Source organism: Nocardiopsis halophila DSM 44494 (assembly GCF_000341245.1).
In the GTDB taxonomy this organism is placed as follows: Bacteria; Actinomycetota; Actinomycetes; order Streptosporangiales; family Streptosporangiaceae; genus Nocardiopsis_A; species Nocardiopsis_A halophila.
In genome coordinates, this window is sequence record NZ_ANAD01000149.1 from 32,348 (window position 1) to 51,615 (window position 19,268).

Consider the following 19,268-nt stretch of genomic DNA (forward strand, 5'->3'; position numbering starts at 1 on the left):
TGGTCTACCGGCGGGGAGCCTTCCCCACGGCTCACAGGAACGTGCGGCCCTCGCCCCGGTAGGTGGGCACAGTGCGCACGACATGCGGATCGGGGCCGTCCAGGCCCTCGATCAGGTGGAGCTCGTCGAAGCGCTCGCACATCTCCCCGGCCTTGGCGTGGCGCATCCAGACCCGGTCGCCGACCTCCAGACCGTCGGCGGCGGGGCCGAGCAGGGGCGTCTGCACCTCCCCGGCGCCCTCCGTGGGGCTGTAGGAGAGCCCCCCGGGAAGGTAGGGCTGGGGCAGACGGTCCCGGTCGCCGGTGCCCGAGGCCAGGTAGCCGCCGCCCAGGGCGGTGGCCACCCCCGGGGCGGGGCGGCGCACCACCGGCAGCGCGAACAGCGCCGCCGGGCGCCGGTCCACCCCGCTGTAGTGGTCGAACAGGCGCGGCTGGTAGAGCCCGGACCCGGCCGCCACCTCGGTCACGGCGTCCTCCCGGGAGGTGGTGGACAGGCTTCCGGTGCCGCCGCCGTTGACGAAGCGCACGGGGGCCACGGCGCGCACCGCCTCGGCGATGGCGGCCCGGCGGGCGGCCAGCTCACGCCGGGACAGCGCCTGTGCCCAGCGCAGAGTGCGTCCGTAGAGCGGGCGGCCGGGCGGGGCGTCGCCCACCCCGGCGATCTGCGCCTCGTAGGCCATGATGCCCTCCAGGCGCAGTCCGGGGCGGCGCAGCACGGCGCGGGCCAGCGCGGCGGCGTGCGCGGGGGAGCGCAGCGGGGAGCGGTGCGCGCCCACCCGCAGGCGCGGGCCGAGCGGCTGCCAGCTGGTGTCGACGTCGATGCAGACCTTGACCGGGCGGACGGGGTCGGGGGCGGCCGCGGTGATCAGGTCGAGGTGGGCGGTGGAGTCGACCATCAGGGTGATGCGCTCGGCGGCGCCGGGGTCGGCGGCCAGCGCGGCGATCCCGGCGCGGTCGGCGGTGGGGTAGGCGACCAGGACGTCGTCGTCGACGGGCCCGTCCGGCCCGGACACCAGCCACAGGGCCTCGGCCAGGGTGAAGGCCATGATCCCGGAGAAGCCGGGCAGCGCCAGGGCCTCGCGCAGCAGGGCGCGGGACCGCACGGACTTGCTGGCCAGGCGGATCGGGGTGCCCGCGGCGCGGCGGGCCAGGTCGGCGGCGTTGGCGCGGAAGGCGTCCAGGTCGACGGCGGCGAAGGGGGGCGTCAGGCCCGCGGTGGCCGCGTCGTAGGTTTCGCGAGCGCTTCTCATGACCGGAGCATGCCATATTTCATGAAAAGTGTTCACGTCTGCCCCCTCCGGGTGCGCCCGGGTGCGCCGCGGGTGTGGCGTGCGGCCTGATGCGGACGGAGCGGCCCCCGCGGGCGCCGGTCCCGGCTACCCTGGAGGATCGCTGCTGACCAGCAGGTCCTCGTCCCCGATGGAGCGCGCCGCAGACCATGAACGACCGTGAATTCGTGCTCACGCTGTCCTGCCCCGACGGCCGCGGCATCGTCGCCGCCGTGGCGAACCTGCTCTCCGGTCACGGGTGCACCATCACCGAGAGCCAGCAGTTCGGCGACCCCTACACCGGCCGCTTCTTCCTGCGCACCCAGTTCGAGGCCGAGGAGCACGACGGGGCGGGGCCCACCGGGGAGGACCGGCTGCGCGAGGCCTTCGCCCGGATGGCCGCCGGGCTCCCGGCTCCGGCGGGGGACGCCGACCCCACCGTGGAGTGGCGGCTGTGGAAGCGGACCCGCAGGCCGCGGATGCTGGTGATGGTCTCCAAGTTCGGGCACTGCCTGAACGACCTGCTCTACCGGGGGCGCAGCGGGCTGCTGGAGGCCGACATCGCGGCCGTGGTCTCCAACCACCCGGACCTGGGCTTCCTCGCCGACTCCTACGGGGTGGACTTCCACCACCTGCCGGTGGCGCCCGAGACCAAGGAGGAGCAGGAGCGCAGGGTGCTGGAGCTGGTCGACACCTACGACGTCGACCTGGTGGTGCTGGCGCGGTACATGCAGGTCCTCTCCGAGGAGCTGTGCACCAAGATGTCGGGGCGGATCATCAACATCCACCACTCGTTCCTGCCGAGCTTCAAGGGGGCGCGGCCCTACCACCAGGCGCACGCGCGCGGGGTGAAGCTGGTCGGCGCGACGGCGCACTACGTGACGGCCGACCTGGACGAGGGGCCGATCATCGAGCAGGAGGTCGCGCGGGTCGACCACACGCACAGCCCTGAGCAGCTGACGGCGCTCGGGCGCGACCTGGAGTCGGTGGCCCTGGCCCGCGCGGTCAACTGGCACGCCCAGCGGCGGGTGCTGCTCAACGGGTCGAAGACCGTGGTGTTCCGCTAGACGGCCATCGAGGCCGCCCCGACCTGACCGAGTGGACGTGACCGGGCGGGTCGGTGATCCGTCGCGATCGATAGTGGTGATATCGCCACGTCAGGCCGTCGATAGTGGTTATTCCGCCACTATCGATGCGTGCCGGTGCGCCACCGGCCCATCCGTGGGGCCGGCCGGCAGGGCGTCGGCCGGCGAAGGGTCCACCACGCCGGTGGACACCGTCGTGTGCTCCGAACTCACCGGCACCCCACCACGTGACGAGCGGCCGGTCGTTCCCTGAACCGGGCGAGGCGTGTTCCGGTTCCCGTCGACGTGGCCGGGCGTTCCGGGCGGGCGAGGCGTCACGCGGAGCGAGGGGTCGACCCGGGCATCGCCTCTGGGGCGGTGCGGCAGAACGCGATCGGAGCGTGGGGCGGCTTCCTGCCGGCATCCGTCGTGCCTCCTGAGGCTCTCCGAGAGCCGTGGCCTCGTCCGGGGCGCGCACGATCGACGGCCGAGACCGGGCCACCCGCTTTCAGTCGTTTTGCCATTTATTACTTTTCGATAATTCAATGCGACTCTCCGTAGCAGTAGTGTGCGATTCGTGTCCCGTAGTGGCGCGTTCCGGGGTCCGGTCTCAGGGGGAGCCGGACGCGCGCCGAGGGAACGGGGGGAGCATCCATGGGTGCCGAAGAGAAGTGGGACGACGCCGTCGGCAAGGCCAAGGAGGGCATCGGCAAGGTCACCGGTGACGAGGGGACCGAGGCCGAGGGCAAGGCCGACCAGGCCAAGGCGGGCTTCAAGGAGGCGGCCGAGAACGCCGCCGACGAGGTCAAGGAGAAGGCCGGCGAGGCCGCCGACAAGATCAAGGACGTCTTCAAGCGCTGATCGCGCGGCAGGGCATCGGCCGTGGAGCAGGGGGGATCGCAGTGACCGAGGTGCACAATCGCGAGGGGACCGACTCCAAGGTCCCGGAGGCGCGCGGCGACCAGCGCGCGCCGGAACGGACGCGTGGACAGGGGCGTGACCTGGTGACCGAGCAGGGGCGGACCGAGATCGCCGACCACGTGGTCGCCAAGATCGCCGGAATGGCCGCCCGCGAGGTGCGCGGCGTGTTCGCGATGGGCGGCGGCGCCGCCCGCGCCTTCGGCGCGGTGCGCGACCGGATCGCCTCCAGCACGGGCGGCGACAGCGACGCGGGGTCGGCCTCGCGCGGGGTCTCGGTCGAGGTGGGCGAGCGCCAGGCGGCTGTCGACATCGACCTGGTGGTCGAGTACGGGGCGTCCATCCCCGACCTGGCCGCGGCGGTGCGGCGCAACGTCGTCGGCGCGGTGGAGCGGATGACCGGGCTGGAGGTCACCGAGGTGAACGTCAGCGTGGACGACATCCACCTGCCCGACGACGACAAGGCCTCCGACTCCGACGACGAGGCGCCGAGGGTGCAATGACCGTGCAGCCGCCCAGGGGCGACGAGACGATCGCGGCCGCGCGGCGCGTGGCCGAGCGGGCGCTGGGGGTGCCGGACGTGGTGGAGCTGTCCGCCGGGTCCTACGGCACCACGGCGACCCTCGGGGCGGGGGTGCGCGTGAAGGGGGTCTCGGTGCAGCGGGACGAGGTCCGGGTGGGCGTGGTGGTCCGGTACGGCCGCCCGGTCCCCGAGATCGCGTCCGAGGTCCGCGAGGCGGTCCGCGCCGAGGTCCCCGGCCGCGTGGTGCACGTCGAGGTCGAGGACGTGGTCGCCGGAGCGACCTGACCGGGCCGGGGCGCACGCCGCCCCGGGCGCCGGGAGGCCGGCTCCGCGACGGGCCGGGGGCGCGGTGCCCGTCGGCGCCGACCGGCGGTCCCGGCCGACGTCGCCGTCCCTCGGAGCGGGGCGGTGTGCAGGCGCGGCAGCGCCGTCCGTCCCGGGGGGCGGGCGGCGGCCGGCCGGACCGCGGGGAGCGGTGGCGGGGCCGCGCAGAGCCGTAGAGGAGGGGATCGGGATGTGGGCGATCGTGGGACTGTCCTTCGGGACCGTTCTCGCACTCGCCGGAGCGTTCGGCGGGCTCGGGGCGTTCCTGCTGGTGTTGGTGCTGGGTGCGGCGGGCTTCATGGCCGGACGGGCCTATGAGGGCGAGCTCGACCTGGCCGAACTGTTCACTCGGCGCACATGAGCGGGCCGACGATGGAAGCGGGGACGACGGATCCCGGGCAGGCCGCGCCTCCGGCGCCGGCGGTCCCGGGGCAGCGCCCGGCCGCCCGGGGGCGCCACGCGGCCCCGGGAGACGCGGAGGGGCGCGGGCGCACGCACATCCCGGCGCACGTGGTCGAGAAGATCGCGGCCCGGGTCGCGCGGGAGGTCCCGGGCGCCTGCTCGGCACGGGCCCAGGCCCGGGTGCGGGAGGGGACGGCGGTGCTCAGGCTCGGCATCGCGGCGGCCTATCCGGCGCCGCTGCGCCGCACCTGCGCGGCGGTGCGCGAACGCGTCACCGCCCGGGTCACGGCCCTGACCGGACTGGCGGTGCCCCAGGTGGACATTGAGGTCACCGAACTGAAGCGCGCCAAGGGAGCGCGGTGAGGCCGGGACTGTCGGCCGGCGAGGGGCCGGACGCTCGGCGCGGGGGGCTGCTCCCGTCACCGTGTCGACCAGGTCGGCCGCGGGATGAGCTCCTGCCGGTGGCCTCGGCGGCAGGGGCGAGGTTCGCCCCGGTGCCGTGCTCCGTTGCCCGGGACGATGGGCGTTCCGGCATGAGCGCACTCGCGCTCTGCGTTCGACCGTGCGGCCAGGGCGCGCGTCCGGAAGCGGCGCGACCCGCACAAGCCCGGGCTCCCGGCTCGTCGAAGCGGAGCCGGACCAGGCGCTCCGCTCCAGGCCGCTCCAGACTGCGCCGCGTCGCCGGGCGTCCGCCGCAGAGGCCGGGCCCTTCGGGGCCGCCGTGGGGCGCGACCGGTGCGGCCAGACGGCTGCTCAGAGCGTCGAGGCGACAGGAGTCGGGCGGGGGACCGTCCTTCGGGCCACGGCCCGCGGGGCATCGCCGTGCACGAACGCATCCGTTCCTACAAGGGGAGGCGACGATGACGACCGTTGAGGACGCGGTGGGGCGCACCGGCACGGCCGACGTGCGCCGCGCGCGTCGGGCCGCGCGCAGGACGTTCCGTCCGCGCCGCTCCTGGCCGGCCGTGCTCGCCGCCGTACTGCTGCTGGCGGCCGCGGTCCTGGCCGCCGTCGTCGCGGTGTCGGTCGCCGCGGGCTCGCCGGTGCGGGTGCCCGCGGTCGCCGAGGCCGCGGAACGCGTCGCGCAGCTGAACTGGGGGCACCTGGCGGTTCAGGCCGTGGCCGGGGCCGCGGTCCTGGTCGGGCTGGTGCTGCTGGCCCTGGCGCTGCTGCCGGGCCGGGCCCGGTGGACGGCGCTGCGCACCGACGACGCGGACCTGGTGGTCGGGCTGTCCCGGCCGGCGCTGCGCCGGGCCGTCGCGGCGGCCGCACGGGGCGTGGCCGGGGTCCGCGGGGTGCACGCCTCGGTGCGGCGCCGCGCGGTGCGGGTGCGGGTCGACACCGACCTGCGCGAGGCCCCCGACCTGAGGGACGAGGTCCGGGCGGCCGTGGAGGACCGAGTGGACGAGCTCGCGCCGCTGCGGCGGCCCAAGGTGCGCGTCCGGGTACGGACGGCGAAGGCGTGAGGCTGCGATGAGCTGGGTGGGCAGGACGCGCCGGACGGCGCGCGGGAACCGTTGGGGACTGGCCGTGGTGGGCGTGGTGCTCGCCGTCGGCGGCGGCGCCGCGCTGGCCGCCGGCCAAGGGCTGTTCGGCGCCGGATGGGCCGGGACCGCCGTGGGCGAGGCGCCCGGGGCCGCCGGGCTGCCGGTACCGGACTGGCTGGCGGACGCNGTACGCGGTGGCGGCGGTGGCGGTCGTCGTGGCCCTGCTGGCGCTGCGGTGGCTGCTGGTGCAGCTGCGGGGCGACCGGGTGCGCCGCGTGATGCTGGAGCCCGAGGAGGGGAGCGGCCGTTCGGAACTGGTCTCGGGTGCGGCCCAGGGGGCGGTCGAGGACGCCGTCGGCGGATACCCGGGGGTGCGCAGGGCCCGGGCGCGGATGCAGGGGTCGGACCGGTCGCCGAGGCTGCGCCTTGACGTGACCCTGGACGACGACGCGGACGTGGTCGACGTGTGGTCCAGGGTGCGCGGGGAGGCCCTGACCGACCTGCGGGGATCGCTGGAGGAGGACCGTCTGCCGACGGTGGTGCGCCTGTCCATGGCGGCCCCGAAGCGCAACCGTCCGCGCGTGGCATAGCCCCACCGGGCGGATGCGCCCGCGTAGGCCGAGGGCCCACGAGTGGACACAGGGGCCCACGGTCCGGGGGAGGACATCCATAGTGGTGACTTCACCACCCGATGTGCGATCGGGTGGTGAAGTCACCACTATCGATGCGGGCGGAGCGCCCGCGGGCCCGTGGCGCCGTGCTGCCAAGGGCGCGCGGCGCCGGGGCGGTTCCGGGCACGGCGGCCCCTGATCGTCCTCTGCCGGTCAGTGCCGCCGGTCAGTGCCGCTGAGGCGGCAGGGTTTCCTTCACGCGACGGTGAGGCTAGGCTTACCTATGACCGCGCGGAGCTTTCTGTCGCGTGGTTCCCCCTGTGACGGCCGTGTGCCCCCGTGCGTGCCCAAGAGGTGTCCATGAAGAGCTGCCACCCGCTGGCCGGGGTCGTGCGCTGGATCAACGAGCGCACCCTCTACTTCAGCGTGCGGCTGGTCGCCCCCGGAGCCCCGGGGCCGGACGGCGAGGGGTGGATCCGCGCCGACCGCCTGCCCGAGCAGGTGCCCGGCCTCATCGACCTGCTCATGCGGCGGTCCTGCGAAGGGCACCGGACCGCGGCGGCGGCGTTCCTGGCCACCGACGTCGGGCGGCAGGTCCTCTGCTTCGCCTCGGCCAGCGCCTACCTGACCGGGCGCGCCCCCGAGCTCGCAGCCGAGCGCCTGTGGGTGCGCCCCGACGAGAACGGCCGCGTCGTCGAGGCGGCGGTCCGCCAGGGCACCGTGGGTGTCCTGCCCGGCGACCCGATGGCCCGCCGCCCCGGGGTGGTCGGGCTTCCCGGCGACCGCGCGCTCGACGAGTGGTTCACCGCCGGGGCGGCCGCGGTCCTCGACCCGGTCGTGGACGCCGTCCGCGCCGCCACCCGGTTCGGGGCCCGTGCCCAGTGGGGGGTCATCGCCGACGCCCCGCACGCCGCACTGCTCGCGGCGGCCGAGGAGGTCGGCGCTGACCAGGCGGCCGCGTGGGACCGGGCCGCGCGCATCGTGGACCTGCTCAACCGGGACCGGGACCGTGTGGCGCCGCGCCAGCGGCCGTTCACGGTCGCGCTGGCGGGCCGCCCCGCCCACCGGCCGGAGCGCACGTTCCTGGTGAAGGGCGGGTGCTGCTTCTACTACCGGTTCGGGGACTCCACCTGCGCCGGCTGCCCCCTCAAGGGCGATGACGAGCGGGAGAGCCTGCTGCGCGAGCGCTTCGAACCCGAGTCGGCGCGGGCCTGAGCGGCCGGGGGAGGGGCCCAAGCCCCCGCGGGGCGGGCGCTCTGCGAGCATCACCCCCATGAACGCCGCTCCCGGCTCCGGTGCCCCGTTCGACGTGGACGCCTTCCTCGCCCGTCCGCTCACCGCCCGGCTGGCCACACAGGGGCCGACCGTGCGCCCGGTCTGGTACCTGTGGGAGGAGGGCGCCTTCTGGATCCTCACCGGCCCGTGGGCCCGCCTCCCCGCGCACCTGCGCAAGGACCCCGCCGTGGCCCCGGTCGTGGACTCCTGCGACCTCGGGACCGGCGAGGTGCGGCAGGTCATCGCCCAGGGGCGTGCCGAACTCCTGCCCTTCGACGCCGAGCGGGGGAGGCGCAAGCTCAGTCGGTACCTCGGCCCCCGCGCCGAGGACTGGGACGCACGCTTCCGCCACTACCTCCTCGCCGACCCGGAGGAGGCGGGGAGCCGGTGGGTGCGGATCCGTCCGGACCGCCTGGTCGCCAAAGACCTGGGGTTCCAGCCCGCGGACGGCTGACCCGGCCCGGGGGCGTCCCAAGCGCGGACAGGCGCGGCGCAAGATTCCCCCTCGGTCCGCCACACGGCCTCCACAATGTCGGTGGCCAGGGCTAGCTTCAGGGCATGAGCGAGAACAGGAAAGTCTTCGTGAACCTGCCCGTGGCCGACCTCGACCGGGCCAAAACCTTCTTCACCGACCTGGGCTTCGCGGTCAACCCGCAGTTCAGCGACGACAACGCCGCCTGTGTGGTGGTCAGCGACGAGATCTACGTGATGGTCCTGCTGCCGGAGTACTTCGGGCAGTTCACCAAGGAGCCCGCCACGGACACCTCCCGCAGCCGCGAGGTGATCGTGGCCCTGTCCGCCGAGAGCGCCGCCGAGGTCGACACCCTGACCGAGCGCGCCCGTACCGCCGGCGGCACCGTCACCCGGGAGCCCACCGCCGACGGCCCGATGTACGGCAGCGCCTTCCTCGACCCCGACGGCCACCTGTGGGAGCTCATGTACATGGACATGAGCCAGGTCGGCTAGCGGCGCGGCCGCGGCGTCCGCGCCCGGGCCTGCCGGAGCCGGGGCGCCGTTACCGGGGTGCCGCGACCGTGCCGCCGGGGCGGTGCGGTCAGCGGCGGTGGGCCCCCGACCTGCTCCACCGGGGGACCTCCGCGTTCGTCACGGCCCTGAGGACCCATTCGACGGGGCCGTAGGGGTGGCGGGCCGTCCACCACGCACTGGCCCCGACCTGGAGCAGGCAGATCCCCGCGGCGATGAGCAGCGTCGCGGCGGGGGGAACGCTGCCGACCAGGCCGAGCCCGACACCGGTGAACAGCAGGACGCACACCAGCGATTGGAGCAGGTAGTTGGTGAGCGCCGTCCGTCCGGCGGGGGCCACCGCGGCGGCGACCCGGCCGCCCGCACCGGTCCGGAAGAAGCGGAGCAGGGTCGCGGCGTAGGCGCCGGCCAGCAGCGGCGCGGTCAGGACCGCCACGGCCACACCGGCCGCACTCGCCGTGCCGCCCACTCCGGCGAAGAACACCGACCCCGCCAGTCCGACCGGGAACCCGACCCACGGGAGCAGGCGCAGCGCGCGCTGGTGCGCACCGGGGTCGGCCAGCACCCGGTACCGCCCGGCGGCCAGGCCGGCCAGGAACGCGGCGAAGGCCACCGGCCCCTGCATGCCGACCAGCGCGATCGCCATGTGCGGCAGCGAGCGGACGTGCTCGGCGACGAGGTCGAGCGGGCCGCCCGCGAGCGCGTCGGCCGTGCGCGCCCCGGCGGCCTCGGCGGTGCCGGTGTCCACGTCGGCGACGCCGGTGGCGGCCATGGCCAGGAACTGGACCGCGACCAGGGCGGTGATCACCCCGGCGGCGACGAGCGCGGTGCGCGGCCTGATGCGGTGTACGGCGAGCAGCAGGAGGCCGAGCAGGGCGTAGGTGCTCAGGATGTCGCCCTGGAACAGCAGCACCGCGTGCAGGAGGCCGATGACCAGGAGGGCCGCCAGCCGCCGGAGGAACCGCGGCCGGAAGTCCGCCCCGCGGCGCCGGGCGGAGTCGACCTGCAGGGTGAAGCTGTACCCGAAGAGGAACGAGAAGAGCAGGGAGAACTTCATCTCGAAGAACACGGCCGTGGTCCAGCGCGCGGCCCCGTCCACCGCGGAGGAGAACGCGGGGTCGTGGACCTGGTGGAAGGGGTATCCCGAGGCGAAGTAGTCGATGTTGACGACGAGGATCCCGAAGAGCGCGAAGGACCTCAGAGCGTCGATGTCGAGGATGCGCCGCGCTTCAGCGGGCGGGGGCGTCGTCGATGGTGCCGATGGTGCTGTGGACATGCCGACGACGCTACGGTCCAGGTTGGACGTACGTACATGAACATGGCCCCCGGTTCACTGGGGGAGCTGGCACCACCGGGGGGTCCTGTCCCTAGCGGTCGAGGTCGTCGGGAAGCAGGCTGAACGCCTTGTGCGCCGTCAAAGGAAGTACTGCGCGGAAATCGCGACGGTCGAGTGTCAGGATCGCGTTGGTTCGGTATTCGGCGGCTAAGGCCACATTGACGGCGTCCGCCAGATCCAAGTCGAGGCTGCGATACCGTCGTTGTACAGCTTGAGCGGTTTGAAGGAGATCGGTATTGACATCGGGGATCTGGAAGCGCAGTTTTTGAGCTTGTGCCACGAGGAAAGCGATGATCTTGGTTCGGGCGGCAGGGCCGAAGCGGGCCTTCGCCATGTGGTCGACCTCGGTCAGCACCAAGGGGGAGAGGACGACCGTGCCGGCCTCATTCAATATGCCCTGGCAGTTGCTTGCCTCCGTTGAATTGCGATCTGAGGCGGCGAGGATGCCGGATGTGTCGGCGATGACGATCACGTTTCGGCAGCCCCTTCGGCGACCGTGGCCGTGACCTCGGGGGTGGTGGCCACTTCGCCGCTGCCGTCGAACATGGGCCAATCAAGAGGTTCGTCCCATACGCGGTTCGCCATGGCGGCCAGATGGATGCCTTCGCGGATGATCTCCGCCTCCGATACGCCGCGGCGCTGAGCGGCCTCCTTGATGAGTGCGAGGTCGTCGGGGTCGGCGTAGACGTTCGTTCTCTTCATGGACATGTACCAATGCTACCCCATGTACCGTTCAGGAGGTGGAGCGTGCAGCAGGGGCAGTTGGGTACTGGGAGCTGATGAGGGAGAGGAGCCATCACCATGTCTACCGAGGAAGCCGAGGAGGTACCTCTGACCGACGATGCGATCGACGACACGAAGGCGCCGAGGGACGCTCCCGCCGACGACGGCGTCCACGGAGCGGTGCGTAAGGCAGCGAAGCGAGTCTTAGAGGATTCTGCCGGGGTCAATGAGCGCTTGGCTCGATGAGTGGCGGTAAGTGGCAGTGCGCCTTGACGGCTGTGCCGCCTCAGCACTCGATGACGTTGACGGCCAGTCCGCCCCGGCTGGTCTCCTTGTACTTGTCCATCATGTCGCGGCCGGTGTCCCGCATCGTGCGGATGACCTTGTCCAGGGACACGAAGTGGCTGCCGTCACCGCGCATCGCCATGCGGGTGGCGGTCACCGCTTTGACCGAGGCGACCGCGTTGCGCTCGATGCACGGGACCTGGACCAGGCCTCCGATCGGGTCGCAGGTCAGCCCGAGGTTGTGCTCCATGGCGATCTCCGCGGCGTTCTCCACCTGGGACGGGGTCGCGCCCAGGGCCTCGGCCAGGCCGCCGGCGGCCATCGACGACGCCGACCCCACCTCGCCCTGGCAGCCCACCTCGGCGCCGGAGATCGAGGCGTTCTCCTTGAACAGGATGCCGATCGCCCCCGCCGTGAGCAGGAACCGCACCACCCCCTCCTCGCTCGCCCCGCGGCAGAAGTGGGTGTAGTAGTGCAGCACCGCCGGGACGATCCCGGCCGCGCCGTTGGTCGGGGCGGTCACCACCCGCCCGCCGGCCGCGTTCTCCTCGTTCACCGCCAGCGCGTACAGGGTGATCCAGTCGCTGCCGTGCAGCGGGTCCGACAGGTCAGGGCTGTCCGGCGCCACCAGGCCCGAGGCGTCGCACCGGCCGCCCAGCTGCCGGTAGAGGCGGTGCGCCCGCCGCGGCACCCGCAGCCCGCCCGGCAGCGTGCCCTCGGTGGTCACCCCCCGGCGCACGCACGCCCGCATCACCCGCCAGATCTCCAGCAGCTCGGTGCGCACCTGCTCGGGGGAGCGGCCGAAGGCCCGCTCGTTGGCGAGCATCACCGCGCTGATCGACATGCCCGTCTCCCGGCACACCTCCAGCAGCTCCTGTGCGGTGGTGAAGGGGTGGGGCACCGGGGTGGTGTCGGGGATGATGCGGTCCGACCCCGTGGCGTCCTCGTCCACCACGAAGCCCCCGCCGACCGAGTAGTACACCCGCGAGCGCAGCTCGGCCCCGTCGGCGTCGTAGGCGGTGAACCGCATCCCGTTCGGGTGCCCCGGCAGGGTCTCCTTGCGGCGGAACTCCACGTCGTGCGCCGGGTCGAAGGCGACCCGCGGGCCGGTGCCGCCCAGCCGGAGCCGCCCGCTCTCGCCCACCGCGGCCAGCAGGTCGGGCACCGCGTCCGGGTCGACCCCCTCCGGGGTCTGCCCGAGCAGCCCCAGGATCACCGCGGTGTCGCTGCCGTGCCCCTTCCCGGTGAGCGCCAGCGAGCCGTACAGGTCGCAGCGCAGTGACGCGGCCCGCTCCGCGGCCCCGGAGGCGGTCAGGCCGTCGACGAACGTCGCGGCCGCCTTCATCGGACCGACGGTGTGCGAACTTGACGGTCCGATACCGATCTTGAACAGGTCGAAGACGCTGATGGCCATCTGTCCTGCCCTCCTCGTCGAGCACAGGGGATGCGGATTGGGCAACGGGGTGCGGATACGGGAACAGGGTCCGGATACGAAAATAGCCGGGTCGCGCGCGGCCTCGCTGCACTTCGGGGGCCGCGCCCGGCCCGGCTGTCCTCGCACGTCCCGGCACGGCGGCCGGGCCCGGCCCTACAGGTCGGGGTAGAGCGGGTGCTTGCGGACCAGGGCCTGGACCCGGCCGCGCAGGGCCTCGGCGTCGTAGCCGGGCTTGAGCGCCTCGGCGATGACGTCGGCGACCTCGGTGAAGTCCTCCTCGCCGAACCCGCGGGTGGCCAGTGCCGGGGTGCCGACGCGCAGCCCCGAGGTCACCATCGGCGGACGCGGGTCGTTGGGGACCGCGTTGCGGTTGACGGTGATGCCGATCTCGTCCAGGCGGTCCTCGGCCTCCTGCCCGTTGAGGGCGGAGTCGACCAGGTCCACCAGCACCAGGTGCACGTCCGTGCCGCCGCTGAGCACCTTCACCCCGGCCTCGGCCGCGTCGGGGCGGGTCAGCCGCTCGGCGAGGATGCGCGCCCCGGCCACGGTGCGCTCCTGGCGGTCGCGGAAGTCGTCGGAGGCCGCCGCCTTGAGGGCGACCGCCTTGCCGGCGATGACGTGCTCCAGCGGACCGCCCTGCATGCCGGGGAAGACCGCGGAGTTGATCTTCTTGGCCAGCTCCTCCTTGCACAGGATGAGCCCGGCGCGGGGGCCGCCCAGGGTCTTGTGCGTGGTGGTGGTGACCACGTCGGCGTGCGGCACCGGGTTGGGGTGCAGGCCGGCGGCGACCAGGCCCGCGAAGTGGGCCATGTCCACCATGAAGTAGGCACCGACCTCGTCGGCGATCCGGCGGAACCGGGCGAAGTCGAGGTGGCGCGGGTAGGCCGACCAGCCGGCGACGATCATCGCCGGGCGGTGCTCCTTGGCCAGGCGCTCGACCTCGTCGTAGTCGACCAGGCCGTCGTCGTCGCGCACGTGGTAGGGCACGGGGTTGAGGATCTTGCCCGAGTAGTTGAGCTTCATCCCGTGGGTGAGGTGGCCGCCGTGCGCCAGGTCCAGCCCGAGGATGGTGTCGCCCGGCTTGAGCAGGGCGAAGTAGACCGCGGTGTTGGCCTGGGCGCCCGAGTGCGGCTGCACGTTGGCGTGCTCGGCGCCGAACAGGGCCTTGGCGCGGTCGATCGCGAGCCGCTCGACGACGTCGACGTGCTCGCAGCCGCCGTAGTAGCGCCGGCCGGGGTAGCCCTCGGCGTACTTGTTGGTCAGCACCGTGCCCTGGGCCTCCAGGACGGCGCGCGGAGCGAAGTTCTCCGAGGCGATCATCTCCAGGGTGTCCCGCTGCCGGGACAGCTCCTGGCCGACGGCCGCGGCGACCTCGGGATCGAACTCCTGGAGGGTCTGGTCGAGAAGGGTGCGATCGGTCATGGAATCAGCCTTCGCCTTCGGTCAGCTGGGTGTACTTCTCCGGGGAGAGAAGGTCCTTCGGCTCCTCGGACAGCTCGACCTTGAACAGCCAGCCCTGCCCGTAGGGGTCGGTTCCGATGATCTCAGGGTCCTCGACGGCGGCGCTGTTGACGTCGACCACCTCGCCGCTGACAGGGGCGTAGACGTCGCTCACGGACTTGGTCGACTCGATCTCGCCGCAGGTGTCCCCCGCGGCCACGGTGGCGCCCGCCTCCGGCGGCTCGACGAACACGATCTCACCGAGCGCCTCCGCGGCGTAGGTGGTGATGCCGACCGTGGCGACGCCGTCGCTGATGGAGACCCACTCGTGCTCTTCGGTGTAGCTCAGCTCCGCGGGAACGCTCAATTTCTCTCCAGGAGGATTCGTCAGTGGTGTCCGGTTACCGGGTCCGGCCGCCGCGAGCGGCCGAGGGACCGCGGGCGCTTCGTGCGGATCGCACCCACCCGCCGGTAATTCTGCCTGGTGGGCCGACTGCCCGCACACGCGGCTCGCGACCTTCCGGCGGCGCGTGGGCGCCGCCGGAACTCAGCGTTCCCGCTTGTAGAAGGGGAGCTCGACGACGTCCACCGGCTCGGTGCGGCCGCGCACGTCCACGGCGAACTCGCCGGTTGAGGCGTCCAGGCCGGCGTCGACGTAGGCCATGGCGATGGGGCGGCCCAGGGTGGGGGAGGGGGCGCCGCTGCTGAGGGTGCCCACCTGCTCGCCGTCGCGCAGCAGCGGCATGCCGGTGCGGATCGGGCGGCGGCCGCGTGCGGCCAGGCCGATGAGGCGGCGCCCGCCGCTGCGGTCGGCGCTGCGCTCGGCGGCCCGCTCCAGCGCCGCGCGGCCGACGAAGTCCCCCTCCTTCTCGAACTTGACGACGCGGCCCAGGCCGGCGTCGAAGGGGGTGAGGTCCCGGGAGAGCTCCTGGCCGTACAGCGGCATCCCGGCCTCCAGGCGCAGGGTGTCGCGGGCCGAGAGCCCGGCCGGCACCAGGCCGTGCGGCTCGCCGGCCTTGAGCAGGGCGTCCCACACGGCGGGGGCGCCGGCGGCGGGCTCGATGAAGATCTCGAAGCCGTCCTCGCCGGTGTAGCCGGTGCGGGCGAGCAGCACCGGCTGCCCGGCCACGGTGTGGCGGTAGCCGGCGTAGTACTTGATCTCCGACAGGTCGGCGTCGGTGAGCGGCGCCAGGATCTCTACCGCGGCGGGACCCTGGAGCGCGATCAGCGCGGTGTCGCCGGAGCGGTCGTCCACCACGGCGTCGAAGCCCCCGGCGCGCTCCTGGAGCGCCGCCAGGACGGTGCCGACGTTGGCGGCGTTGGGGACGACCAGGTAGTCGTCCTCGGCCAGGCGGTACACGATGAGGTCGTCGAGGACGCCGCCGTCGGCGTCGGTGATCATCGTGTAGCGCGCGCGGCCGACGCTGACCTTGGACAGGTGCCCGACCATGGAGTAGTCGAGGAGGTCGGCGGCCTGGGGGCCGGTGATGCGGACCTCGCCCATGTGGGAGAGGTCGAACAGGCCCGCCTTCTCCCGGACGGCCGTGTGCTCGGCCTTCTCTCCGGAGTACCGCAGGGGCATCAGCCAGCCCGCGAAGTCGACCAGGGTGGCGCCCAGCGCCTCGTGCGCAGAGCGGAGTGCGGTTTCGCGGAGGTTCGCGGAATCGCCGCCGGCGGATGTCATCGTCGCTCCCGAGAGGATGGTCGTCGTTGTGGATCCAAAGGCGTAGCCATCCTCCCCCTCTGTCATCGGTGCCTGAGAGCTTCACCGCGCACTCGGCGCGGCTTGCACCTTCGGCGAGGGGCGCCGCTGCCCCTGCTTTCCAGAGTGGTCTCGCCCGGACGGTCCGTCGCGCCTGAGAGGTTCTCTGGGGAGGGTTTGCTCCTTCGGCGGTCCGCGCCGGCTGCGCGGACGCTCTCCCGTTCGGGTTCGTCGACCGGTTTCAGAGTAGCAGCGTGCTTTGTCCGGGCACAGGGGCGGCCCTCAGGGGCCGCCCCTGACCTGGGAGGGAGGGGGCGGGAGGGGGAGAGAGGGCGCTTCAGCCGCGCGCCGGGGACCCGAGTCCGCGGTCGACGCGGACGTCGCCGCCGCGCACCACCGCGCGCACGTGCTTCTCCGGTTCGGCGAGGATCGCGACGTCCTCCAGCGGGTCGCCCTCGACCACGATCAGGTCGGCGTCGGCGCCCGGGCGCACCGTCCCCACGCGGCCCTCCAGCTCCAGCAGCCGGGCGGCGGTCGTGGTGGCCGCGCGCAGGACGTCGGCGGCGGGCTGCACCCGGGCGCGGATCGCGAACTCCTCGCTCTGGTGGGCTTGCATGCCCCCGAGCAGGTCGGTGCCGAAGACCAGGTTCACCCCCGCCTCGTGCGCCATGCGCAGCGCCTCCAGCCCGCGGTCGAGCACGGTGGACACCTTGGCCTGGCTCTCCGGGGGCAGGCCGTTGCGGGCGCCCTGGCGGGCCAGTTCCCGGTAGGTCACCAGGGTCGGCACGAGGTAGGCGCCGCGCTCCAGGAAGAGCTCCAGGCTGGTCTCGTCGATGAGGTTGCCGTGCTCGATGCAGCGCACGCCCAGCCGCAGGCCGCGGTTGACCGCGCGGGCGGTGTAGGCGTGTCCGGTGACGTACCGGTTGGCGGCCTCGGCCTCCTCCACCACCGCGCGGATCTCCTCCTCGGCGGACTGGGTGGAGTCGATGCGGTCGGTGGGCGAGGCGACCCCGCCGGAGAGCATGATCTTGATGTGGTGGGCGCCGGTGCGCAGCTGTTCGCGGGCGGCGCGGCGGAACGCGGTGGCCCCGTCGCACACCAGGCCGGTGCTGGGGCAGCAGCCGTGGTCGCCGGTGTCCTGGCGCCCCGGTCCCCGGAAGTCGCCGTGCCCGCCGGTCTGGGAGAGCGCCTTGCCGCCGAACATCAGGCGCGGGCCGTCGATCAGGCCCTCGGCCACGGCCTGGGCCAGGCCCCAGTCGCCGCCGGCGACGTCGCGCACGGTGGTGAAGCCGCGGTGCAGCATGTCGTTGAGGGAGCGGGCGGCGAAGGCGGTGGCGTAGGAGGGGGAGTGGTCCATGGCCGCGCCCAGGTCGGCGCTGAAGGCGGTGGGGTGCACGTGGGCGTCGATCAGGCCCGGCATGAGCGTGGCCCCCGCCAGGTCGACCGTGCGCGCCTCCGCGCCGGGGTCGGGGGCCGGGCCCTGTCCGGTCGCGGCGATGCGGCCGTCCTCGACGCGCAGCCAGGAGCCGGGGGTGCGGGTCCCGGCCTCGGGGTCGAGGAGGGCGGCGCCGGTGAACAGGGTGGTGCGGGGGCGGTCGGCCATGGATTCCTCCGGTCGCGGATGCCTGCGGTGCTTGCGGTGCCTGCGGCGCGCGGGGTGACGCGCGCCTCATCCGCAATATATGTTGCAACGAGGGTGCGGGGAAGAGCGGGGTGCCCTCGGCGGGCCCCGGCTACCTCCGCCGGATGCCGGTCCCCGCTCGCGGGTCCCGGGGCCGCGCGCGGGGGCCGGAGAATGGGGGTCGGCCCGTTCGGGGCGAGGGGCGCGCGAGAGCGGAGGCGAGGAGCGAGATGCCGGACTGGATCGAGGAGGCGCTGGCCGGCGGCCGCCTGGGACGCGCCGCCGAGCGGGTGGTCCGGGTGCTGCGCGACGACCCGAGGTTCGCCTCCTACGCGAGCACCGCCGAGCTGGCCGGGCGCGCCGAGGTGAACGTGGCGACCGTGGTGCGCGCCGCCCAGCAGCTGGGGTTCTCCGGGTGGCCCGCGCTCCGGGTGGAGCTGCGCTCGCGCTACCTGGCCTCGCTCAGCGCGGGCGAGGTGCTGGCCGAGCACGCGGGCACCGCCGACCCGGTGCGCGAGGCCGTGCGCTCGGACCGGGAGGCGCTGCGCACCCTGGACCGCACACTGGAGCCGGAGCGGGTCCGCGCGCTGGCGGGCGCGGTGCACGGCGCGCGGCGCACGCTGGTGCTGGGCTCGGGCACGTTCGCGGCGCCGGGCCTGCAGCTCTCGCACGCCGCCGGGATCATGGGCTACGACGTGGAGATGCGCGACGTCGGCGGGACCGCGCTGGTCAGCGCCCTGGCCAGGATGGACGCGGGCGACCTGGTGGTGGTGTGCGACCTGTGGCGGGTGCCCCGCGCGATCCGCGCCGCGGCCCGCATCGCGGCGGAGCGCTCCGTGCCCACCGCGGTGATCACCGACCGGCGCGACTCGCCGCTGGTCGAGGGTGCCGAGCACGTGATCGTGGTCCCGAGCGAGGGCGTGGGCATGTTCCCGTCCCTGACGGCGGCGATGGCCGTCGTGCACGGGGTGCTCGCCGAACTGACCCGCATCGGCGGCGACCGGGCGCTCCAGGCCGTCCGCCGCACCGAGCACCTGTGGGAAGAGGCCGAACTCTTCTGAGGGCGCCCCCACCGGTGGGGGCGGCGAGGAGGGGCCGGGGCGGTTGCCCGGCGTCGCCGGTCGGCCGACTGGTTCCTCGCGGTCCAGGAGTAGGCGGCAACGACGGGACAGCGGTTACCCCGCTCATGGCTGTCGGCCGGGCGGCGGGTCCCCTGCGGTACAGGCGTTTCAGCGGCGACGGCACAGCCGGTACCCCGCTCATGCCTGCTCGCCGGGCGCCGGGTCGGCGGAGCACCGGACGGGAGGCGGCGACGAGAACGGGCAGGCGACCCCCACGGCAACGCTGTCGGCTACCGGGCGTGTACATGGTCACCGGAGGGGCGGCGACGGAGCAGCGGGTGCCCCACTCCGGGCTGTCGGCCGGGCGCCGGGCCGGCGGGGCGCCGGGGGAAGAGCGGCGACGAGGAAGCAGGGCGGTTGCCCGGCGTCGCCGGCCGGCTGACTGGTTCCTCGCGGTCCAGGACAAGGCGGCAACAACGCAGCAGCGGGTGCCCCGCTCATGGCTGCTGGCCGGGCGCCGGGTCGGCGGAGCACCAGGGGGAGGGCGGCGACGACGAAGCGCGGCGCTTGCCCGGCGCACATGCCAAGGCCCCGCGGAGCAGGCGCCGGGGAGCGGGCCCGGGGCCCCGGCCGCATCGAGAGTGGTGGTATCGCCACCCAATGTGCACTTGGGTGGCGATACCACCACTCTCGATCGCTCCCACCCCGCCAGGGCACCCGCAATGCCCCACCGTGTCCGGTCCAGAAGAGGCACGAAACCCCCGAACGCCCCGGAACGGGGCCCGGAGCCGGTCGGGCGTGCGGCGGGGG

The 19,268-nt window shown here is 73.9% G+C and carries 22 protein-coding genes and 1 riboswitch; of the genes, 13 read left to right on the plus strand and 9 right to left on the minus strand.

Going from position 1 to position 19,268, the window contains the following annotated elements; genetic code table 11:
• Positions 1 to 31 precede the first annotated feature (31 nt).
• Complete coding sequence (locus tag D450_RS0117540; protein WP_017539955.1) at positions 32 to 1,249, minus strand: alanine racemase; 1,218 nt, start codon at positions 1,247 to 1,249, stop codon at positions 32 to 34.
• Between the two features lie 188 nt (positions 1,250 to 1,437).
• On the opposite strand from D450_RS0117540, the gene purU reads away from it, so the two are divergent.
• The 11 genes from purU (at position 1,438) to D450_RS0117595 (ending at position 8,837) form a co-directional block, all read left to right on the plus strand.
• Complete coding sequence (purU, locus tag D450_RS0117545) at positions 1,438 to 2,334, plus strand: formyltetrahydrofolate deformylase (RefSeq protein WP_017539956.1); 897 nt, start codon at positions 1,438 to 1,440, stop codon at positions 2,332 to 2,334.
• A 651-nt stretch (positions 2,335 to 2,985) separates the two neighbouring features.
• Complete coding sequence (locus tag D450_RS0117550) at positions 2,986 to 3,192, plus strand: CsbD family protein (protein WP_017539957.1); 207 nt, start codon at positions 2,986 to 2,988, stop codon at positions 3,190 to 3,192.
• Between the two features lie 41 nt (positions 3,193 to 3,233).
• Positions 3,234 to 3,752 (plus strand): Asp23/Gls24 family envelope stress response protein, encoded by a 519-nt coding sequence (locus D450_RS0117555; RefSeq protein ID WP_017539958.1) that lies wholly within the window; start codon positions 3,234 to 3,236, stop codon positions 3,750 to 3,752.
• Positions 3,749 to 4,057, plus strand: coding sequence for an Asp23/Gls24 family envelope stress response protein (locus tag D450_RS0117560; RefSeq protein WP_017539959.1), 309 nt, complete (start codon positions 3,749 to 3,751; stop codon positions 4,055 to 4,057). The genes D450_RS0117555 and D450_RS0117560 overlap by 4 nt, the downstream gene beginning before the upstream one ends.
• Before the next feature lie 229 nt (positions 4,058 to 4,286).
• The gene (locus D450_RS34025; protein ID WP_017539960.1) at positions 4,287 to 4,457 is read left to right on the plus strand and encodes a hypothetical protein; all 171 of its coding nucleotides are present in this window, start codon (positions 4,287 to 4,289) and stop codon (positions 4,455 to 4,457) included.
• On the plus strand, positions 4,454 to 4,861 hold the full coding sequence (locus tag D450_RS0117570; protein WP_241483197.1) for an Asp23/Gls24 family envelope stress response protein: 408 nt from the start codon (positions 4,454 to 4,456) through the stop codon (positions 4,859 to 4,861). The genes D450_RS34025 and D450_RS0117570 overlap by 4 nt, the downstream gene beginning before the upstream one ends.
• Before the next feature lie 497 nt (positions 4,862 to 5,358).
• The gene (locus D450_RS0117575; RefSeq protein ID WP_017539962.1) at positions 5,359 to 5,964 is read left to right on the plus strand and encodes a DUF6286 domain-containing protein; all 606 of its coding nucleotides are present in this window, start codon (positions 5,359 to 5,361) and stop codon (positions 5,962 to 5,964) included.
• 215 nt (positions 5,965 to 6,179) lie between these two features.
• Positions 6,180 to 6,575 carry a hypothetical protein gene (locus D450_RS30490; protein WP_017539963.1) on the plus strand — a complete coding sequence of 132 codons (396 nt, stop codon included), beginning with the start codon at positions 6,180 to 6,182 and terminating at the stop codon, positions 6,573 to 6,575.
• A gap of 381 nt (positions 6,576 to 6,956) precedes the next feature.
• Positions 6,957 to 7,811 (plus strand): hypothetical protein, encoded by an 855-nt coding sequence (locus tag D450_RS0117585; RefSeq protein WP_017539964.1) that lies wholly within the window; start codon positions 6,957 to 6,959, stop codon positions 7,809 to 7,811.
• Positions 7,812 to 7,869: 58 nt separating this feature from the next.
• The gene (locus D450_RS0117590) at positions 7,870 to 8,325 is read left to right on the plus strand and encodes a pyridoxamine 5'-phosphate oxidase family protein (RefSeq protein WP_017539965.1); all 456 of its coding nucleotides are present in this window, start codon (positions 7,870 to 7,872) and stop codon (positions 8,323 to 8,325) included.
• Positions 8,326 to 8,429: 104 nt separating this feature from the next.
• The gene (locus D450_RS0117595) at positions 8,430 to 8,837 is read left to right on the plus strand and encodes a VOC family protein (protein WP_241483198.1); all 408 of its coding nucleotides are present in this window, start codon (positions 8,430 to 8,432) and stop codon (positions 8,835 to 8,837) included.
• Between the two features lie 88 nt (positions 8,838 to 8,925).
• Here D450_RS0117595 and D450_RS0117600 read toward each other — a convergent pair whose 3' ends face one another.
• From D450_RS0117600 to D450_RS0117610, 3 genes are all read right to left on the minus strand, one after another.
• A complete protein-coding gene (locus D450_RS0117600; protein WP_017539967.1) occupies positions 8,926 to 10,131 on the minus strand; it encodes a DUF418 domain-containing protein in 1,206 nt (401 codons plus the stop codon).
• 91 nt (positions 10,132 to 10,222) lie between these two features.
• Entirely contained in the window at positions 10,223 to 10,663 is a 441-nt protein-coding gene (locus D450_RS0117605) for a type II toxin-antitoxin system VapC family toxin (RefSeq protein WP_017539968.1), read from the minus strand.
• Positions 10,660 to 10,899 carry a ribbon-helix-helix domain-containing protein gene (locus tag D450_RS0117610; RefSeq protein WP_017539969.1) on the minus strand — a complete coding sequence of 80 codons (240 nt, stop codon included), beginning with the start codon at positions 10,897 to 10,899 and terminating at the stop codon, positions 10,660 to 10,662. The genes D450_RS0117605 and D450_RS0117610 overlap by 4 nt, the downstream gene beginning before the upstream one ends.
• A 93-nt stretch (positions 10,900 to 10,992) precedes the next feature.
• On the opposite strand from D450_RS0117610, the gene D450_RS33710 reads away from it, so the two are divergent.
• Positions 10,993 to 11,160 (plus strand): hypothetical protein, encoded by a 168-nt coding sequence (locus D450_RS33710; RefSeq protein WP_017539970.1) that lies wholly within the window; start codon positions 10,993 to 10,995, stop codon positions 11,158 to 11,160.
• Between the two features lie 40 nt (positions 11,161 to 11,200).
• Here the strand turns inward: D450_RS33710 and D450_RS0117615 are convergent, their stop codons facing one another.
• The 5 genes from D450_RS0117615 to D450_RS0117635 all read right to left on the minus strand — a co-directional run bounded on the left by D450_RS0117615 (position 11,201) and on the right by D450_RS0117635 (position 17,379).
• Positions 11,201 to 12,613 (minus strand): L-serine ammonia-lyase, encoded by a 1,413-nt coding sequence (locus D450_RS0117615; RefSeq protein ID WP_017539971.1) that lies wholly within the window; start codon positions 12,611 to 12,613, stop codon positions 11,201 to 11,203.
• 174 nt (positions 12,614 to 12,787) lie between these two features.
• Positions 12,788 to 14,056 (minus strand): serine hydroxymethyltransferase, encoded by a 1,269-nt coding sequence (locus D450_RS0117620; protein WP_017539972.1) that lies wholly within the window; start codon positions 14,054 to 14,056, stop codon positions 12,788 to 12,790.
• A gap of 4 nt (positions 14,057 to 14,060) precedes the next feature.
• Positions 14,061 to 14,441, minus strand: a complete 381-nt coding sequence (gene gcvH / locus D450_RS0117625; protein ID WP_017539973.1) for a glycine cleavage system protein GcvH — start codon at positions 14,439 to 14,441, stop codon at positions 14,061 to 14,063.
• 180 nt (positions 14,442 to 14,621) lie between these two features.
• A complete protein-coding gene (gcvT, locus tag D450_RS0117630; protein ID WP_017539974.1) occupies positions 14,622 to 15,758 on the minus strand; it encodes a glycine cleavage system aminomethyltransferase GcvT in 1,137 nt (378 codons plus the stop codon).
• A 49-nt stretch (positions 15,759 to 15,807) separates the two neighbouring features.
• Positions 15,808 to 15,911: riboswitch (glycine riboswitch) on the minus strand.
• Positions 15,912 to 16,113: 202 nt separating this feature from the next.
• On the minus strand, positions 16,114 to 17,379 hold the full coding sequence (locus tag D450_RS0117635) for a metal-dependent hydrolase family protein (protein ID WP_017539975.1): 1,266 nt from the start codon (positions 17,377 to 17,379) through the stop codon (positions 16,114 to 16,116).
• A gap of 248 nt (positions 17,380 to 17,627) precedes the next feature.
• Here D450_RS0117635 and D450_RS0117640 point away from each other — a divergent pair, with 248 nt between their 5' ends.
• Positions 17,628 to 18,458 carry a MurR/RpiR family transcriptional regulator gene (locus D450_RS0117640; RefSeq protein ID WP_017539976.1) on the plus strand — a complete coding sequence of 277 codons (831 nt, stop codon included), beginning with the start codon at positions 17,628 to 17,630 and terminating at the stop codon, positions 18,456 to 18,458.
• Positions 18,459 to 19,268: the final 810 nt, after the last annotated feature.

What these genes read in the sequence shown, in the direction of transcription:
- D450_RS0117620 (WP_017539972.1), bottom strand. Translation starts at nt 14,056, where the DNA reads ATGACCGATCGCACCCTTCTCGACCAGACCCTCCAGGAGTTCGATCCC.
- D450_RS33710 (WP_017539970.1), top strand. Translation starts at nt 10,993, where the DNA reads ATGTCTACCGAGGAAGCCGAGGAGGTACCTCTGACCGACGATGCGATC.
- D450_RS0117550 (WP_017539957.1), top strand. Translation starts at nt 2,986, where the DNA reads ATGGGTGCCGAAGAGAAGTGGGACGACGCCGTCGGCAAGGCCAAGGAG.
- D450_RS0117615 (WP_017539971.1), bottom strand. Translation starts at nt 12,613, where the DNA reads ATGGCCATCAGCGTCTTCGACCTGTTCAAGATCGGTATCGGACCGTCA.
- D450_RS0117610 (WP_017539969.1), bottom strand. Translation starts at nt 10,899, where the DNA reads ATGTCCATGAAGAGAACGAACGTCTACGCCGACCCCGACGACCTCGCA.
- gcvT (WP_017539974.1), bottom strand. Translation starts at nt 15,758, where the DNA reads ATGACATCCGCCGGCGGCGATTCCGCGAACCTCCGCGAAACCGCACTC.
- D450_RS0117640 (WP_017539976.1), top strand. Translation starts at nt 17,628, where the DNA reads ATGCCGGACTGGATCGAGGAGGCGCTGGCCGGCGGCCGCCTGGGACGC.
- D450_RS0117590 (WP_017539965.1), top strand. Translation starts at nt 7,870, where the DNA reads ATGAACGCCGCTCCCGGCTCCGGTGCCCCGTTCGACGTGGACGCCTTC.
- D450_RS0117585 (WP_017539964.1), top strand. Translation starts at nt 6,957, where the DNA reads ATGAAGAGCTGCCACCCGCTGGCCGGGGTCGTGCGCTGGATCAACGAG.
- D450_RS0117560 (WP_017539959.1), top strand. Translation starts at nt 3,749, where the DNA reads ATGACCGTGCAGCCGCCCAGGGGCGACGAGACGATCGCGGCCGCGCGG.
- D450_RS34025 (WP_017539960.1), top strand. Translation starts at nt 4,287, where the DNA reads ATGTGGGCGATCGTGGGACTGTCCTTCGGGACCGTTCTCGCACTCGCC.
- D450_RS0117600 (WP_017539967.1), bottom strand. Translation starts at nt 10,131, where the DNA reads ATGTCCACAGCACCATCGGCACCATCGACGACGCCCCCGCCCGCTGAA.
- D450_RS0117570 (WP_241483197.1), top strand. Translation starts at nt 4,454, where the DNA reads ATGAGCGGGCCGACGATGGAAGCGGGGACGACGGATCCCGGGCAGGCC.
- D450_RS0117595 (WP_241483198.1), top strand. Translation starts at nt 8,430, where the DNA reads ATGAGCGAGAACAGGAAAGTCTTCGTGAACCTGCCCGTGGCCGACCTC.
- purU (WP_017539956.1), top strand. Translation starts at nt 1,438, where the DNA reads ATGAACGACCGTGAATTCGTGCTCACGCTGTCCTGCCCCGACGGCCGC.
- D450_RS0117575 (WP_017539962.1), top strand. Translation starts at nt 5,359, where the DNA reads ATGACGACCGTTGAGGACGCGGTGGGGCGCACCGGCACGGCCGACGTG.
- D450_RS0117635 (WP_017539975.1), bottom strand. Translation starts at nt 17,379, where the DNA reads ATGGCCGACCGCCCCCGCACCACCCTGTTCACCGGCGCCGCCCTCCTC.
- D450_RS0117540 (WP_017539955.1), bottom strand. Translation starts at nt 1,249, where the DNA reads ATGAGAAGCGCTCGCGAAACCTACGACGCGGCCACCGCGGGCCTGACG.